Origin of the sequence: Methylobacterium sp. Leaf88 (assembly GCF_001422795.1) — a bacterium.
Taxonomy (GTDB): Bacteria; Pseudomonadota; Alphaproteobacteria; order Rhizobiales; family Beijerinckiaceae; genus Methylobacterium.
Map to the genome: position 1 here is coordinate 146,511 of NZ_LMMK01000001.1, position 14,752 is coordinate 161,262.

General features: G+C 71.5%; 9 protein-coding genes. 4 read left to right on the forward strand and 5 right to left on the reverse strand.

Going from position 1 to position 14,752, the window contains the following annotated elements; genetic code table 11:
• Position 1: 1 nt before the first annotated feature.
• Both ASF20_RS00555 and ASF20_RS00560 read right to left on the reverse strand, forming a co-directional pair.
• Positions 2 to 439 carry a DUF3429 domain-containing protein gene (locus tag ASF20_RS00555; protein WP_056217143.1) on the reverse strand — a complete coding sequence of 146 codons (438 nt, stop codon included), beginning with the start codon at positions 437 to 439 and terminating at the stop codon, positions 2 to 4.
• A 162-nt stretch (positions 440 to 601) separates the two neighbouring features.
• Positions 602 to 3,952 (reverse strand): tetratricopeptide repeat protein, encoded by a 3,351-nt coding sequence (locus tag ASF20_RS00560; protein ID WP_056269983.1) that lies wholly within the window; start codon positions 3,950 to 3,952, stop codon positions 602 to 604.
• A gap of 284 nt (positions 3,953 to 4,236) precedes the next feature.
• Here ASF20_RS00560 and ASF20_RS00565 point away from each other — a divergent pair, with 284 nt between their 5' ends.
• The 3 genes from ASF20_RS00565 (at position 4,237) to ASF20_RS00575 (ending at position 8,040) form a co-directional block, all read left to right on the forward strand.
• On the forward strand, positions 4,237 to 6,024 hold the full coding sequence (locus ASF20_RS00565; protein ID WP_056269702.1) for an acyl-CoA dehydrogenase C-terminal domain-containing protein: 1,788 nt from the start codon (positions 4,237 to 4,239) through the stop codon (positions 6,022 to 6,024).
• 205 nt (positions 6,025 to 6,229) lie between these two features.
• Positions 6,230 to 7,438, forward strand: a complete 1,209-nt coding sequence (locus ASF20_RS00570; protein ID WP_056269705.1) for an acetyl-CoA C-acetyltransferase — start codon at positions 6,230 to 6,232, stop codon at positions 7,436 to 7,438.
• Between the two features lie 101 nt (positions 7,439 to 7,539).
• Positions 7,540 to 8,040 (forward strand): hypothetical protein, encoded by a 501-nt coding sequence (locus tag ASF20_RS00575; protein ID WP_056217132.1) that lies wholly within the window; start codon positions 7,540 to 7,542, stop codon positions 8,038 to 8,040.
• A 30-nt stretch (positions 8,041 to 8,070) separates the two neighbouring features.
• Here the strand turns inward: ASF20_RS00575 and ASF20_RS00580 are convergent, their stop codons facing one another.
• Entirely contained in the window at positions 8,071 to 8,871 is an 801-nt protein-coding gene (locus tag ASF20_RS00580) for an EAL domain-containing protein (RefSeq protein WP_056217457.1), read from the reverse strand.
• A gap of 119 nt (positions 8,872 to 8,990) precedes the next feature.
• Between ASF20_RS00580 and ASF20_RS00585 the strand changes: the two genes are divergently transcribed.
• Entirely contained in the window at positions 8,991 to 11,195 is a 2,205-nt protein-coding gene (locus ASF20_RS00585; RefSeq protein WP_056269709.1) for a 3-hydroxyacyl-CoA dehydrogenase NAD-binding domain-containing protein, read from the forward strand.
• A 62-nt stretch (positions 11,196 to 11,257) separates the two neighbouring features.
• Here the strand turns inward: ASF20_RS00585 and ASF20_RS00590 are convergent, their stop codons facing one another.
• Together ASF20_RS00590 and ligA are read right to left on the reverse strand one after the other, a co-directional pair.
• Positions 11,258 to 12,133 (reverse strand): 3'-5' exonuclease, encoded by an 876-nt coding sequence (locus ASF20_RS00590; protein WP_056269713.1) that lies wholly within the window; start codon positions 12,131 to 12,133, stop codon positions 11,258 to 11,260.
• 90 nt (positions 12,134 to 12,223) lie between these two features.
• Complete coding sequence (gene ligA / locus ASF20_RS00595) at positions 12,224 to 14,683, reverse strand: NAD-dependent DNA ligase LigA (RefSeq protein WP_056269716.1); 2,460 nt, start codon at positions 14,681 to 14,683, stop codon at positions 12,224 to 12,226.
• Positions 14,684 to 14,752: the final 69 nt, after the last annotated feature.

Genomic DNA, 14,752 nt, shown 5'->3' on the forward strand with positions numbered 1-14,752 from the left:
TTCAGGCCGCGATGAGCAGCGAGACCCCGGCGACTCCCGACAGGGCCAGGCGCAGGCGGCCGAGCCAGACCGGGACGAGGCCGCGGCGCGGCAGGTCCTGGTCGATGAGGCCCCAGGCCAGCACGAGGATGCCGAGGATGCGCAGATCCCAGGGCATCGGGGCGGCGAGGGCCGCCCAGGCGATCAGCGAGGGCAGGATCGCGATGGCGTAGTCCGCGCCGCCCGAATTGCGCGCGGCCGCCGCGCCCCAGCGGATGCCGCCGAGGAACGATGCGATGACGGCGCCGTAGGTGGAGAGCATGAGGCGGGGGCTGAGGCCGATGGTGCCGAGGCCGCCATCGGAGCCGCTATAGGCGAGGAGGGCGAAGCCCAGGAACGGAATCAGCCCGGCGATCCCCAGGATCAGGGCGGCCGGTGGAACCGTCGTCACGCGCGCCATCGGCTCTCCGCTTGTCGGGCCGCCCGATGGAGGCGACCTGCGCTTCGAAATGGGTCACCCGACCACGATGGTCCGGCGATCACCGCTGCGACAACGCCGGGAACCGGGGGTTCGGCGCAAAAGCGGGAGGGCGTCAGAAGCTCGCATCCCCCGCGCGGCCGCTCAGATCCGGCGGGCCGGCGGAACGTTGCCGGAGGGCGGCGCCGCACCGAGCAGGCTCATCGTGTTCTCGGTGGGCAGCGGGGCCGGGATCTCGTTGGCCGCGGGCTCCGGCACCTTAGGCTTGAAGGCCGTGACCTGCGCCCGCGCGGCACCCAGGGCTTTCGCGTCGAGCTTCGAGGCGACGTCGTCGCGCTTCTTCGCGGCGTCCTCGTCGCCCTGCGCGGCGGCGGCCGAGAACCACAGGAAGGACTGTCCGAGATCCTGCTGCACGCCCATCCCCCGGGCGTAGAGAACCGCGAGGTTGTACTGGCTGTCGCGGACGCCGAGCTCGGCCGCACGCTTGAACCAGAGGGAGGCGGTGGCGAAGTCGGGCTTGCCGCCGGCCGCCGGGTTCTCGGCGTAGATCACCGCGAGGTTGTGCATGGCGCGGGCATTGCCGAGTTCGGCGGCACGGCCGTACCAGAGTTTCGCCTGAGCCAGGTCGCGGGTCACGCCGACGCCCTTCTCGTACAGGCTCCCGAGCTTGTACTGCGCCGGCGCGAAGCCGCTGGCGGCGATCTGCTCGAACACCTTCACGGCGAGCGCCGGGTCGCGCGTCATGCCGCGCCCTTCGGCCGCCCGCATGCCGAGGTCGTAGGCGGCGGCGCCGTCGCCGCCGAGGGCGGCCTGGCGCAGCTTCACCAGGTTCGGCGGCACCGCCGCGAGGTCCGCGGTCAGTCCGGCCATCGTCGTCACGCGCGGCACCGCGGACCGAGCGGCCACGGCCGGCACCGTGCCCTTGGCGGGCGGGCTTTCGGAGAGACTCTGCGTCGTCTGCGGATCGGCCGGGGCGGGCGGCGCGCCCTTCGCCTCCGGCGCTTTGGCGTCCTGGGTCTTGGCGTCCGGCTGTTTGGCGGCCGCCTCGGCTGCGGGGCCGGCATCGGGTGCCACCGCCGCGATGTCGGCGGGCGCCGAGCGCGTCGCGACCGGCTCGGTCCCCGATGACGCGGTGTCCGCGGTCCGGCGGGCGGTCACGGCCTGGAGAGCGCCGAGCAGGAGCACCACTGCGGCGAGGCCGAGGAGGAGCGGTTTGCGGCGGCGGTCGATGCCCTCGCGGAAGCGCGCGAGGCGACCGTCGCGGCGCGCGGCGTCGGGACCGGCGCGGACACCGTCGCCCTCCTGCGCCTCGGCCTGCCCGGCGGCCTCTGCCTGCGCCGCCTGCGCGGCCCGTCGGGCAGCGGCGATGAAGCTGGTCTTGATGTCGCTGTCGGCCGCGCCCGCGGCCTCGCTCGCCTCGACCCGGCTGCCCGGGCGCTCACGGCCGGGGCGTCCGGCGCCCGGCTCCAGCGGAAGATCGGGACCCGAGACCAGGGGGCGTTCGGTCCGGGCCGCATCCGGCCGGCGCGACGGTGCCCCCCCGGCGAGATGCTCGGCGCCCGGCTCCCGGAGGGACTCCTTGGCCGCGTCCCGCGACGCCAGATCCCGCGCCAGCATCTCCCGGGCCAGGATGTCCTTCGCGGACGCGTCCCGCGGGGTCCGGGCGCCGGTCAGGAGGGCGGCATCCGTGTCGCCGGTGCCGATCCGGCCGACCAGGCGCTCCAGGGCGGAGTAGACCCCGGTCAGCGTCGATTGCATCCGCTGCTCGGAGGCGACCTGATGCGCGCGCAGATCCGCGAGGCTGGCCCGCAGGAGGGCCACTTCGCCGGTCTCGGCGGCCGCGCCCATGGTCTCGGCGACCGCGTTGCGGGCGGCGCGCTCGACGGCGGCCTCCATCGGCGCCTCGGCCCGCAGGGCCGAGACCTGGTCGAGGAGGTCGGTCATGGTGCGCTCGAGCCCGGCCAGGGCCGGATCGGCGTCCCGGGTGTCGATGCGCTCGGCCAACGCCAGGACCTGCTGCTCCAGGGCGTCGAGGCCCTCGTCGCGGGGACCCTCGCCCGTGCCGATGCGATCGAGCTTGACCGTCAGCTCGTGCAGCATGCCGTGGATCGAGGCGAGGTTCTCGTCGGGCAGTGCCGGCCGGCGCAGGGTCGCGCCAATGTCTTCGAGGCGTCCGATCAGGTCGCCCACGGGATTGATGCTGACCCGGTCGACCTTCTCCGACAGGGCATCGATCCGGTGCAGGATGACGTCCGAATCCTGGTGGGCGGCCATGGGGCCCGCGCCGCGCAGGGCGTCGAGCTTGGCGCCCATCTCCTGGATCTGCTCGCCGATGCCGGCCTCGGCGTTCGAACGCAGGCCGATCCGGATCTCCTCCAGCAGGGGGCGGAGCTCCGCCATGCTGGCGGTCTCGCCGGGCATGCCGGCCTGGAGCTGCGAGATCTGGGTGCTGATGGCCTGGAGGCCGTTGGCGAGGCTCTGGATCCGCTCGGGTCCGGCGAGGGCGCCGATCAGGCGGCGGATCTCGTCGAGTTCCCGGAACAGCCCCGCGACCACGTCCTGCTCGGCGATGCCGGAGGGCGCGCCCTGGAACGTGCCGTTCATCTTGGCGGCCAGGCGCTCGACATCGGCGGCGACGCGAGCGTGAACGTTGTCGGCGACGTCCTCGGCCAGGCGCTCGACCTGCACACGGATCGCCTCGATGGGGGCCGCGATGGCGGCGAGGTCGCCGGGGGCCTGCGCCTTCTCGACACCGGCCGCCAGGGTCTGCATCGCCGTCTCCAGCGCGCCGACGTCGCGGCTGCTGGCGAGGCTGCCGATCGATTCGCGCAGCCGCACCGTCTCGCTCTGGAGCTCGGCGATGACGGGGGTGGCCAGGGTCGGGGCGGCGTTCGAGACCGGGGCCGGGGCGGCGGCCTGGGCGGGCGCGGCGGGCGTACCGTCCAGTTCGCGCTGGCGCTGGCGAATCTCCGTGACCGCGTCGCGGATCTCGGTCACGACCGGGCGGCCGCGGCGTCCGAGGGGACGGGGCGCGGCCAGTTGCGCGCCGATCTCCGTCATCCGGCGCTCGATCTCCGCGAGGCGCTGGGCCATCTCGGAGGGCGGCGGGCTGGCCGGCTCGACCTTCTGGGCGACGGGCGCCGGCGGCACGGGCGCCTCGGCGCCGATGCGCTGATCGATGCCGTCCAGGCGACGCATCATCTCGGTGAGGGCCGCGTTCTTGCCGGTCGGCCCGGTGGGCGCGGCGCTCGAAGACCGGACCTCGACCGGCGCCGGTGCGGCGGCGACGGGGGTCGGCTCGGCCGGTGCGACCGGAGCCGGCTGTGGTTGCGCGCTCCGTGATTCGGGCTCAGCCTTGTCCGCGAGCGCTCGGGGATCGACGATGGAGGCGATCCACGTCTCGACCGGAATGCCGGCGCGGCGGGCGACATCCCGTGCCGCTTCGAGAACGTCCGGATCGAAGCCTTCGAGGTCGAGCGTCGCGTTGCGTGTCATCGTCCAACCTGACCCGGCGAAGTCCATGGTTCGATCCGCGAGCGCCCCCCGCCACACGAAAAGCGAGGGAGGGGTTAACGGCAGATCCGTCCGCCCCGACATTTGGTAGTCTTGGTAAACAGGCGGTTAAGACCTGACCGATTGGTGGCGGATGACCGATTCCCGTTGGCACCCCGCGCGCCCCCCTTTCGTCCGCCGCAGATTAGTTTATATGTGAACCATCAGGTGCGCCGGCGGCCGGAAGTCCGACCAGGAACGCAACCGTTTCCGGGAGATGATGCGCGATGCCCAGCTACAAGGCACCGGTCGAGGACGTCCTGTTCCTGCTGAACGACGTGCTCGGGTTCCACCGCTACGACAACCTGCGCGGCTTCTCGGACGCCTCTCCCGACGTGATGGAGGCGGTGCTCAACGAGGGCGCCAAGCTCGCCGAGACCGTCCTGGCCCCCCTGAACGCCGTCGGCGATCGGGAAGGCTGCACCCGGCATCCGGACGGGAGCGTCACGACCCCGCAGGGCTTCAAGGCCGCCTACAACGCCTATGCGGGCGGCGGCTGGATGGGCCTGTCGATGCCCGAGGCCTATGGCGGGCAGGCCCTGCCGCACACCCTGAACACCGCGATCCAGGAATTCGCCTCCGGGGCCAACCTCGCCCTCGGCATGTATCCCGGCCTGACCCAGGGCGCGATGGCGGCCCTCCTGGTGCACGGGTCGGAAGAGCAGAAGGCGCTCTACCTGCCGAAGATGGTGGAAGGGGCCTGGACCGGCACCATGAACCTGACCGAGCCCCATTGCGGCACGGATCTCGGCCTCCTCAAGACCAAGGCGGTGCCCAACGGCGACGGCTCCTACAGCCTGACCGGCACCAAGATCTTCATCTCGGCCGGCGAGCACGACCTCTCCGAGAACATCATCCACCTCGTCATCGCCCGCATCGAGGGCGCGCCGGCCGGCACCAAGGGCATCTCGCTCTTCGTGGTGCCGAAGGTCCTGGTGAACGCCGACGGCTCGCTGGGCGCGCGCAATCCCGTCTCCTGCGGCTCCCTCGAGCACAAGATGGGCATCCACGGCAATTCCACCTGCGTGATGAACTACGACGGGGCGAAGGGCTGGCTCGTCGGGCAGGAGAATCGCGGCCTGAACGCGATGTTCGTGATGATGAACGAGGCCCGCCTCGCGGTGGGCGTCCAGGGTCTCGGACAATCCGAGGTCGCCTACCAGAACGCCGTCGCCTACGCGAAGGACCGGCTCCAGGGCCGCGCCCTCACCGGCGCCAAGGCGCCCGAGAAGGCAGCCGACCCGATCATCGTCCATCCCGACGTGCGCCGGACCCTGATGGGCATCCGCGCCTTCAACGAGGCCGCCCGCGCCCTCGTGCTCTGGACCGCGCTCCAGGCCGATATCGGCCACCGGTCCGACGACGCGACCGAACGGCAGGCCGCCGAGGACCACATGGGCCTGATGACCCCGGTGGTGAAGGGCGTGCTGACCGACCGGGGCTTCGCCAACGCGGTCGAGGCCCAGCAGATGTTCGGCGGCCACGGCTACATCGAGGAATGGGGCATGTCGCAGTTCGTGCGCGATGCCCGCATCGCGATGATCTACGAGGGCGCCAACGGCATCCAGGCCATGGACCTCATCGGGCGCAAGCTGCCCAAGGACGGCGGCCGGGCCATGATGAGCTTCCTCGGCGAGGTGCAGACCTTCCTCAAGGACCACGGCGAGGACGAGGGCATGACGCCCTACGTCGTCCCCCTCCAGGCCGGGCTCAACGACCTGCAGGGCGCCACCATGTGGTTCATGCAAAACGCCTTCACGAAACCCGACAATGCGGGGGCCGGCGCCACCGACTACATGCACCTCCTCGGCCTCGTGGCCATGGGCTACATGTGGGCGCGCATCGCTAAGGCCGCCCTGGCCCGCCAGGCCGAAGCCGCCTCGGACGCCATGGCCGCCAAGCTGGTGGTGGGCCGCTTCTACATGGAGCGGATGCTGCCCGAGACCGCGACCCGGCTGGTGCGGATCAAGGCCGGCGCCGAGACGACGATGGCGCTCGGCGCCGAGGCGTTTTAGACCGGGACGACCGCGATCCGAAGACGCCGCGTCGGTCCGGGGCGCCCATAGGGCGAACCCGGAATCCGGAACCGCCGGCGCGGGCGACCTCGCCACGACCTGCGGTTCTGGCTTCCGGGCTCCGCGTCGCGGCCCCGGACTGACGGATCCGGACCGGATTTTTGAACGCCGTCGCCCCGAACGGGCGGACAACAGGGAAACGCGCATGCCCGAGGCCTTCATCTACGACCACGTCCGCACCCCGCGGGGCCGCGGCAAGCCCGATGGGTCGCTGCACGAGGTGACGGCCCTGCGCCTCGCCGAGGTGGCGCTCCGCGCCCTCAAGGAGCGCAACGACCTCGACACGCGCCGCGTCGACGACGTGGTGCTCGGCTGCGTCGATCCGGTGGGCGAGGCCGGCGGCGACATCGCCCGGGCGGCGGCCCTGGTGGCCGATTACGGCACGCACGTGCCGGGCGTGCAGATCAACCGCTTTTGCGCCTCGGGCCTCGACGCGGTGAACTTCGCCGCCGCGCAGGTGATGGCCGGGCAGCACGACCTGACGGTGGGCGGCGGCGTCGAGTCCATGAGCCGCGTCGGCCTCGGCGCCTCCGGCGGCGCCTGGCCCGTGGATCCCGCCATCGCGATCAAGTCGTACTTCATGCCCCAGGGCGTGTCGGCCGACCTCATCGCCTCGAAATACGGCTTCAGCCGCGACGATTGCGACGCCTACGCGGTCGAATCGCAGAAGCGCTCGGCCGCCGCCTGGGCCGAGGGCCGCTTCGCCGACGCGGTCGTGCCGGTGCGCGACATCAACGGCATCACGCTCCTGGCCAGCGACGAACACATGCGGCCCGCCACCGACATGCAGTCGCTCGGCCAGCTCAAGGCCTCCTTCGTCCAGATGGGCCAGATGGGCGGCTTCGACGCCGTGGCGATCGACGCCCATCCGGACGTCGAGACCGTCAACCACGTCCACCACGCCGGCAACTCGTCGGGCATCGTCGACGGCGCCGCCGCCGTGCTGATCGGATCGCGCGAGGCCGGCAGCGCCGCGGGCCTGAAGCCCCGCGCCCGCATCCGCGCCTTCGCCAATATCGGCTCGGACCCGGCCCTCATGCTCACCGGCCCGGTGGACGTCACGCGGAAGGTCCTGGCGCGGGCCGGCATGAGCCTGTCCGACATCGACCTGTTCGAGGTCAACGAGGCCTTCGCCGCGGTGGTGCTGCGCTTCCAGCAGGCCTTCGACGTGGACCCGGCCCGGATCAACGTCTGCGGCGGCGCCATCGCCATGGGCCATCCGCTGGGCGCCACCGGCGCGATGATCCTCGGCACCGTGCTCGACGAGTTGGAGCGCACCGGCAAGGAGCGCGCCCTGGTGACCCTGTGCATCGGTGCCGGCATGGGCACCGCCACCATCATCGAACGGGTGTGAGCCTGCGCCGCCTCCCAAACGCGGGCCAAGTGGGGTAGAGGGCGGCGCCCGCCGCCACCCGGCGCCGGGCTCACGACAAGAATCTCTGAGGACACGCCAAGATGACGCGCCTGCTCGCCACCCTCTGCCTGACCACGGCCCTCTGCCTGCCGATGGCCGCCCGCGCCGACGATGCCGCCGAGCGCATCGCCGTCGCCAAGGACCTGGTGCAGAAGACCACGATCAAGAACCTGGAGGTCGGCTTCACGGGCGCCCTCGAGAAGACCGTGGCGCCGATGAAGGAGGACAAGGCCGAGGCCGTGCGCAAGGAGATCCGCGCCGAGTTCGACAAGCAGCGCGAGACGATGCTCGACGGCCTGTCGAAGGCCTATGCCGAGAAGTTCAGCCTCGACGAACTGAAGCACCTCACCGAAATCTACGGCGACAAGACCTACCAGAAGTTCCAGGCGGTCAATGCCGATCCAGCCTCCACCGTGACCACGATCTCGCAGGCCTCGGTGACCAAGCTCCTGAACATGCTGGCGATCGCCTCGGCCGGCGATTCCGCGGCCAACGGTGCGGCGGGTGCCCCCGGTGCGCCGATGCCGATGCCGGCGCGCTGAGGCGGACCGGCGGGGATCCCGATGGCCGGCTCACGCCACATGCGCGCGGGGGAACCCGCCCGCCGGAGAGCCGGCCACCGGGAAGCCGCGGACCGGGGGCAGCGCCTCCAGGTGGGGCTTGGCGAAGTGGTAGCCCTGGAACAGGTTCGCACCGAGGTCGCGCAGGGTGTCCAGCTCGGACGCCGTCTCGACGCCCTCGGCGATCACCGCAATGTCCAGGGAGCGGGCGATGCCGATGATGCCCGCCACGATGATCTGACGACGCTGGTCGGTGTCGATGCCGCGCAGCAGATCCATGTCGATCTTGATGAGGTCGGGCTGGAAGTTCGCCAGCAGGCTGAGGCCGGCGAAGCCCGCGCCGAAATCGTCCAGGGCGGTCAGGAAGCCCTGGCGGCGATACTCGGCGACGATGCGCGAGACGTGGGCGGTGTCGCGGAACTTCTCGTTCTCGGTGAACTCGAACATGATCCGGTCGTGGGCGAACCCCGCCTTGCGGGCCGCTTCCAGGGACGAGCGGATGCAGGCCGCCGGTTCGTAGACGGCGTTCGGCATGAAGTTGATCGACAGACGGGTCGCGTCGTCGGTGGGAAACAGCCGGCCGGCGAGCTCGATCGCCTTGACCCGCGCCGCCTGGTCGAACCGGTAGACGGTCTCGGGCGTCACGCGGCCGAGGATCGAGGCGGCGGATTCACCCCCCGGGCCACGCACGAGGGCCTCGTACCCCCAGACGCGCTGGGCGGCGAGGTCGAGAATCGGCTGGAACGCCATCGTGAACGTGAAGTCGAGTTCGGCTCCCTCGCGGCAGCCCTGGCAGCCGATCCGAGCAGTCATGGTCTTGTCCTGTCGCAGCAACATGCCCCCCGGCAATTCGAGATGCCACTGCAAGTTTTGACAAGAGCTTAAGCTTGCCCACCGAAGCCGCTCACCCGCCGCACATTCGAGGATCAGCGATGAATCTCACCAACTTCCGACTGGAAACCGACGCCGACGGGATCGCATTGGCGACCTGGGACATGCCCGGCCGCTCCATGAACGTCTTCACCGACGCGGTGATGGACGAGCTGAGCCAGGTGGTAGACGCCGTTGTGGCGGATCCCGCCATCAAAGGCTGCGTCATCGTCTCGGGCAAGGACAACTTCTCGGGCGGCGCCGACCTGACGATGCTCCAGGGCCTCGGCCGCGCCTACGAGGCCCTGAAGGCCGAGCGCGGCGAGGAAGAGGCGATGCGCCACTTCTTCGCGGAGTCGCGCAAGCTCAGCCTCGTCTTCCGCAAGCTCGAGACCTGCGGCAAGCCCTTCGCGGCGGCGGTGAACGGCATCTGCCTCGGCGGGGCCTTCGAGCTCGCCCTCGCCTGCCACTACCGGGTGCTGTCCGATGATCCGAAGACCCGCGTCGGCCTGCCCGAGATCAAGGTCGGCCTGTTCCCGGGCGGCGGTGGCACCCAGCGCGTCGCGCGCCTGATGCAGACCGGCGACGCCCTGCAGATGCTGTTCAAGGGCGAGCAGATCCGTCCGCTGATGGCCCGCAACATGGGCCTCGCCCAGGAGGTCGCGGCCAAGGACGAGATCGTCGCCAAGGCCAAGGCCTGGATCGCCGCCGGCGGCTCGGCCGTCGCGCCCTGGGACCAGCCGAAGTTCAAGGCGCCCTCCGGCAAGGTCTACTCGCCCGCCGGGATGATGATCTGGCCGCCGGCCAACGCCATCTACCGGCGCGAGACGCACGACAACTACCCTGCCGCCAAGGCGATCCTGGCCTCCGTCTACGAGGGTCTGCAGCTGCCGATGGACCAGGCCCTGCGCGTCGAGAGCCGGTACTTCGCCCACATCCTGCGGACCAAGGAGGCGGCCGCGATGATCCGGACGCTGTTCCTCTCCATGGGCGAATTGAACAAGGGCGCGCGCCGCCCGAAGGGCGTGCCGGCCACCCAGGTCGGCCGCGTCGGCGTCGTCGGCGCGGGCTTCATGGGCGCGGGCGTCGCCTACGTCACCGCCCAGGCGGGCATGGAGGTCGTCCTCGTCGACCAGTCGGTGGAGGCGGCCGAGAAGGGCAAGGCCTACGCCCACAAGCTCGTCACCGACCAGATCAACAAGGGCCGGGCCAAGACCGCCGACCGCGATGCCCTCCTCGCCCGCATCCGCACCAGCGCCGACTACGCCGACCTCTCCGCCTGCGACCTCGTGATCGAGGCGGTGTTCGAGGACCCGGCGGTGAAGGCCGAGGTCATCGCCAAGGTCGAGGCCGTGATCCGGCCGGAGACGATCTTCGCCTCCAACACCTCCACGCTGCCGATCACCGGGCTCGCCAAGACCTCGGCCCGGCCGGAACAGTTCGTCGGCATCCACTTCTTCTCGCCGGTGGAGAAGATGATGCTGGTCGAGATCATCAGGGGCGACCAGACCGGCGACGCGGCGCTGGCCACCGCCCTGGACTACGTCCGTGCGATCAAGAAGACCCCGATCGTCGTCAACGATGCGCGCGGGTTCTTCGCCAACCGCTGCGTCGGCGCCTACCTGCTGGAAGGCCACAAGATGCTCAACGAGGGCATCCCGGCGGCGATGATCGAGAATGCCGGCCGCCAGGCGGGCATGCCGGTCGGCCCGCTCTCCCTGACCGACGAGGTCGCGGTCGACCTCGCCCTGAAGATCGTCAAGGCGACGGAGGCGCAGCTCGGGGCCGACGGCATCGACCCGGCGCAGAAGGCGCTGCTCACCACCCTCGTCGAGGGCGAGGGTCGGCTCGGCCGCAAGAACCGGAAGGGGTTCTACGATTACCCCGAGGGTGCGCCCAAGCGCCTGTGGCCGGGCCTCGCCGCCCTGCAGGCGACCCGAATCGATCCGGACGCGGTCGACTTCTCGGAACTGAAGCAGCGCCTTCTCGTGGTGCAGGCCCTGGAAGCCGCCCGCACCGTCGGCGAGGGCGTGGTCACCGATCCGCGCGAGGCGGATGTGGGCTCGATCCTGGGCTTCGGGTTCGCCCCCTTCACGGGCGGCGCCCTGTCCTACATCGACTTCATGGGCGTCCAGGCCTTCGTGACGCTGGCGCAGGGGCTGGAAGCCAAGCACGGGCCGCGCTTCGCCGTGCCGCAGAACCTCCTCGACATGGCTGCCCGCGGCGGCACGTTCTACGGCGACGCGGCGGCGAAGAAGGCGGCGTAAGGCGGGGGCGCCGCCCGGCGCGACTCCGGGCGGACCTCACGACGGGTGCGGCGGCGACCGCCTCACCCCACCGACGCGGCCGTCATCCGGACCCGCAGCACCGCGACGTCGTCGTGGTTGCTCGAGAGCAGGTCGGTGATGTCGCCGGCGAGCAGCGCCTTCACGTGGCGGCACCGGGTGCCGTAGCGGCCCGCCATGCAGGTGCAGCGCAGGTGAGGCCCGCCGGTGCGATCCTCCAGGGTCACGGCGTAGCGGTTGCCGCTGCTGCCGCGCACCGCGAAGTGCAGGCCCGGCGCCGAGGCCGGACGGGCGCCCGCGGCGAGGCGGGCCCGCTCGGTCAGGGAGCCAGGCCGGCCGCGCGGAGGCAGGGCGAGATCGGGACCCGCCGGGATCGTGGTGATCGGCAGGCGGAGGGCCTGCGACAGCCCGGGCACGTCCGGCGCGCCGGTCTCCCGCACGGCTGCCAGGGCGATCTCCGCGCAGGCATAGGCATCCTCGCCCGCATCGTGGTGCGCGAAGCGGATGCCGAGGCGCGCCGCCACCTTGCCGAGGCCGCAGCCCTCCTCCGCCGGAAACACCCGCCGGGCGATCTGCAGGGTGCAGAGATAGGCGAAGGCCGGCGGCCGGTGCCCGTGCGCGGCCAGGGAGGCCCGCAGCACCCCGAGGTCGAAGCCGGCATTGTGCGCGAGGATCAGCCCGGAGGCGAGGTCGGGCAGGAACTCCGCCATCACGGTGGGGAAGTCGGGCTGGCCGCGCACGTCCGCCGGGAGGATGCCGTGGACCCGGATGTTGCCCGGCGAGAAGCGCAGCTCCGGCGGGCGGATCAGCCGGGATTCCCGCCGGACCAGCCGGCCGCCGGCGATCCAGGCGAGCCCGACGGCACAGGCGCTGTCGCGCCGCTCGTTGGCGGTCTCGAAGTCGAGGGCGATGACGGTCATGCGGGAATCGCGGGGCCCTGTCCCGGCCGGACGCGGCCAAGCGCCCGCGGATGCGGGCACCCCCGAGTCTAGGCGCCCACGAATCCCGGCTCAAGCACCGGCGACGAGCGCCAGCCATGCCTCCTCGCTGACGACCTCGACGCCGTGCTTCTGGGCGTCCGTCAGCTTGGAGCCCGCGCCCGGCCCGGCCACGACGAGGTCGGTCTTGGCCGAGACCGAACCCGAGACCTTGGCGCCCAGGCGCTCGGCGGTGGCCTTGGCCTCGGAGCGCGTCATCCGCTCCAGGGTGCCGGTGAACACCACCGTCTTGCCCGCGAAGGCCGTGGCGGTGGCCGGGGCGGCCATCGGCTCGGTCTTCACTTCGGCGAGCAGGGCCCGGACCGCCGCGTCGTTGTGCGGTTCGGCGAAGAAGGCGATGAGCGAATCGGTCGCCACCGGGCCGATCTCGCCGTCGTCGGCGAAATGGCGATAGGCATCCCCCGGGCGCTGCTCGGCCGCCCGCGCGAGGGCCGCCACGATGGCGTCCGCGTCGCCGTAATGGCTCAGGAGGCTGGCGCGCTGGGGGGCCGACAGGCGCACCCGCCCCTGCGGCTGGGTCTCCGCCTCCTCGTCCTCTCCGGCCTCCGGCTCGCCACCCGCGCGGGGATAGCCCAGCTCCAGCAGGCGGTCGCGGGTGGTCGGTCCGATGCGGGACAGGGCGGAGAGTTCGATCCAGTCCGCTCCGGCCTGGTCGCCGGCCGCGGCGGCGACGCCCGCCATCAGGGCGGGCATGTCGGGAAATCGCTTGGCCAGGGCCTTGGCGGTGGATTCGCCGATCTCCGGAATGCCGAGGGCGAAGAGGAAGCGGTTCAGGGGCAGGCTGCGGCGATCCTCCACCGAGGCGAGGAGGTTCTTGATCGCCTTGTCCTCCTCCTCGCCCTTCTTCTTGGTCGGCTTCTTGGGGGCGGGGGTGCCCTCCGCCCGACGCTCGGCGGAGAGCGCCTCGCGCCGCGCCACGATGGCGGCCTTGAGGGGCTCGAAATCGAGGCGGAACAGGTCGGCGGGCTGGCGCACCAGCCCGGCCTCGAACAAGACCTCGATATAGGTCTGGCCGAAGCCCTCGAGGTCGAAACCGTTGCGGGAGACGAAGTGCTTCAGGCGCTCGACTCCCTGCGCCGGGCAGATCAAGCCCCCGGTGCAGCGGCGCACGGCGTCGGGCTTGCCCGTGCGCGGGTTGATCTCGCGCACCGCCCGGCTGCCGCAGGCGGGGCAGTGGGTCGGGAAGGCGTAGGGTTTCGACCCGGCCGGGCGCTTCTCCAACACCACGTCCATCACCTTCGGGATCACGTCTCCGGCCCGCTGCACCACGACGGTGTCGCCGACCCGGATGTCGCGCCCGTCGCGGATCGGCTCGCCGTCGGCCCCGACGCCCTGGACGTAACCCTCGTTGTGCAGGGTGGCGTTCGACACCACGACGCCGCCCACCGTGACCGGACGCAGCTTGGCCAGCGGATTCAGGGAGCCGGTGCGCCCGACATTGATCTCGATGTCCTCGACCACCGTGAGCGCCTTCTGGGCCGCGAACTTGTGGGCGAGCGCCCAGCGGGGCGAGCGGGAGACGAAGCCGAGGCGGCGCTGCAGGGCGAGGTCGTCGACCTTGTAGACGACGCCGTCGATGTCGTAGCCGAGGTCGGCGCGCTCGGCCTCGATGCTCCGGTAATGCGCGATCATCGCGTCCGAATCGGCACAGAGCTTCGTCCGGTCGTTGACCGGCAGGCCCCAGTCCGAAAACCGCGCCAGCACCCCGTGCTGCGTGCCGTCGAAGGCCGGCACCACCTCGCCCCAGGCATAGGCGAAGAACTTGAGGGGGCGCGAACGGGTGATCTCGGGGTCGAGCTGGCGCAGCGACCCGGCCGCCGCGTTGCGGGGGTTGGCGAACAGGGCCTTCCCGGCGGCTTCCTGGCGCGCGTTGATGGCGGCGAAATCCGCGTGGCTGAGATAGACCTCGCCGCGCACCTCGCAGACCGGCGGCACGTCCGTCCCGGCGAGCCGCTGCGGGATGTCCGACACCGTGCGGGCATTGGCCGTGACGTCCTCGCCGACCTCGCCGTCGCCCCGGGTTGCCGCCGTGACGAGGCGCCCGTCCTCGTAGCGCAGGGCCAGGGAGAGGCCGTCGATCTTCGGCTCGGCGGTGAAGGCCAGGGGATCGCCCTCCGGCCAGTTCAGGAAGCGCCGGACGCGGGCCACGAACTCCGCCACCTCCTCGTCCGCGAAGGCGTTGCCCAGCGAGAGCATCGGCACCGCGTGGCGCACCTTGGCGAATTTCTCGGAGGGCTTGGCGCCCACCGAAGCGCTGGCGGCCCCCGTTCCGGCGAGATCCGGAAACCGTGCCTCGATCTGCTCCAGGCGCCGGCGCAGGGCGTCGTACGCCGCATCCGTGATCTCAGGCGCATCCTCCTGGTGATAGAGCCGATCGGCCTCGGCGATCCGTTCGGAGAGGTCCGCGTGCTCGGTCCGCGCCGTCTCGGCGGTCATGGTCTCGAGGCTGTCGGCGGGGCTGTCTGCGGGCATGGGGGGCTTCGTGAGCGTTGGCGCGGCGTCGGCTTATAGCAATCGTCAACCGTCGCAGCACCGGCCAAG